Origin of the sequence: Paenibacillus forsythiae T98 (assembly GCF_000520735.1) — a bacterium.
GTDB lineage: Bacteria > Bacillota > Bacilli > Paenibacillales > Paenibacillaceae > Paenibacillus_AQ > Paenibacillus_AQ forsythiae.
Map to the genome: position 1 here is coordinate 1 of NZ_ASSC01000825.1, position 2,610 is coordinate 2,610.

At 58.6% G+C, this 2,610-nt stretch carries 2 protein-coding genes; both read right to left on the minus strand.

The window, feature by feature from the left end:
• Positions 1-1,936: ABC transporter ATP-binding protein (locus tag L692_RS0125210; RefSeq protein ID WP_025702676.1), on the minus strand; the 1,936-nt coding region annotated here is incomplete at its 3' end.
• A gap of 27 nt (positions 1,937-1,963) precedes the next feature.
• The coding region (locus tag L692_RS0125215) for an ABC transporter ATP-binding protein (RefSeq protein WP_025702677.1) at positions 1,964-2,610 on the minus strand (647 nt) is incomplete at its 5' end.

The following is a 2,610-nucleotide window of genomic DNA, read 5'->3' on the forward strand; positions in this document are numbered from 1 at the left end:
CCCGCTCGACGATCTCGCCGCGGTGCAGGACGAGAATCCGGTCTGCGCTGCGGATGGTCGACAGGCGGTGGGCGATGACAAATGTCGTCCGGCCCTTTTTAAGAACCTCCAGTGCCTTCTGGATCAGACTCTCCGTCTCGGTGTCGATATTGGAGGTGGCCTCGTCGAGAATGAGGATCGCTGGATCGAAGGCGAGCGCGCGGGCGAACGAGATAAGCTGGCGCTGTCCGGCGGACAGGGTGCTGCCTTTTTCCACTACCGGTTCGTCGAAACCTTGCGGCAGATGCGCCAGCAGCCGGTCCGCGCCGACTTCTTTCAGCGCCCATTCGACTTGCTCCCTCGTGATGCTCGCGTCATCCAGACTGACATTGGAGGCGATGGTCCCGGTGAACAGATAAGGGTCCTGAAGAACGATGCCCATATGCCTGCGCAGCCACTGCTTCGGAATGTCCGTCGTCTTTTGCCCGTCAATGGAGATGAAGCCCTGCTGCGGATCGTAGAAACGGAACAGCAGGTTGATAATCGAGCTCTTGCCGGACCCGGTATGGCCGACAAGCGCGACCGTCTCGCCGGAGCGGGCCTCGAAGGAAATGTTGCGCAGGACGAAGTCTTTTTTGTAGGCAAAGGAGACGTCCTTGAATACCACATGTCCTTTGTACCTCGGCATTTCCCCGTCGGTTACGCTCTCCCCGGGCTCATCCATGAGCTTGAAGACGCGGCTTGCCGATACCATCGAGGTATCCAGATTGGCGAGCTGGTTGACCATCCCTATGATGGGATGGAACATGCGCCCCAGCACATCGACAAAGGCGTAGAGCACGCCCAGCGAAATGATCGTACCGCCCCCAAGGCTGCCGAACCCGAAATACCAGAGCACGAGCGCAAAGGAAAGGTTGCGCAGCGCGCCGACCAGATTATGCGAGGTCAGCGAGTTGAGATTAAGCATCTTGTTCTGGAACTTCAAGTAGTCTTCGTTGAGCGCTTCAAATTCGTCCAGCTGCTGCTTCTGGCGACGGAAGATGCGGATAATGGACATGCCCTGTATCGATTCGTTGATGGTGGCGTTAATCTCGCTGAGGCGCGAGCGGATGACCGTGTTGTATTTGGTTGCGATCTTGCGGTACAGGATGACCCATACCACGATCACCGGAACGATGAACAGGCTGACCAGCCCGAGCCGGACATCCAGCAGGAACAAGGCGATGTAGACGCCAATAATATTGATGATCCCGGTGGCGAAGTTCGACAAGACGGCAATGAACAGCTCCTTGATCGCTTCCGTGTCATTGGTGACCCGGGACACCACCTTGCCCGCAGGCAGGTTGTCGAAGAAGTAGACCGGCAGCCGCTGGATATGCGCGTATACATCGGTGCGCAGCTTGCGGACGACCTGGTTGGCCGACGATTGCAGCCAGTAGGTCTTGCCGAATTCGGCAAAGATCGAGATCAAGAGGAACATCCCGAACAGTCCGACCAGTTTGTAGATGCCGGGAAGCTCCGGTTTGTAAAAAGCGAATACATCATCGATCCCAAGGGGCACAGCCGGATAGCTGACCGCCTGGCCGCCGCGCTCGATGGTCACGCGGCCGTCTTCGTAGCTGCGCTTGCCATCTAACGCTTCGACAGGCTGGTCGATGAAATAGAAGCTTCGTCCAATCTGGAGCAGGCGGACCTCGCGTCCCTTGGACTCTCCAGGCTCGAACCGGTCGCCGCGTTTGAAGTATTCGTTATGGTACCGCGCGGCATCGTCCGGCGAACCGGTTGCGAAATAAGGCCGCTCGATGGCGAGCATATGGTTGTCAATCATGTTTCTGGCAATAAAAGGGCCCGCCAGCTCCGCCGCGACTCCGATGGAGAGCAGGAGGAGCGCTGCGATAAACGTGGTCTTCGCATGCAGCGCATACTGAAGCAGGCGTCTGCCCGTACTTTGTTTCAAGATGGATGGCACCTCCCTTGTTGATGGTTAGTTCAAATTATTTTCTGCCTGCTGGCGTTCGTATTGTTCCCGGTACCAGCCGCCCATTTCCAGCAATTCCTGATGTGTTCCGCGCTGCGTAATCACTCCGCCGTCCAGAACGATGATCTGGTCGGCATGCTGGGTGGCGGACAGGCGGTGCGTGGCTATCAAGGTCGTCTTGCCGGCTCTCCGGGACCGGATGTTATCGACAATCCGCGCTTCGGTCCGCGCGTCCACCGCCGACAGCGCATCGTCGAGAATCAGAATTTCCGGCTCGGCGATAAAGGCGCGGGACAGCGACACGCGCTGCTTCTGACCGCCGGACAGCGAGACGCCGCGCTCGCCGACAAGCGTATCCAGACCGCTCTCCAGCGTATCCAGATCGCTGAGGAAGGCGGCGGTGGAGACGGCTTCCAGAATCTTGTCGTCGCTTGCGCGCTCAAGTCCGAACTGGATGTTCTCGCGCACAGTCTTGGAGAACAGAATCTGTTCCTGCGGGACATAGCCCATCCAGCTGTGCAGCCGGTCAAGCGCAATGTCCGGGATCGGAACGCCCGAAATGGTGATGCTGCCGGTGCCGGACGGATACTCATGGAGCAGTTGCTTGAGCAGCGTCGATTTGCCGCTGCCGGTGCGGCCGACGACGCCCAGCG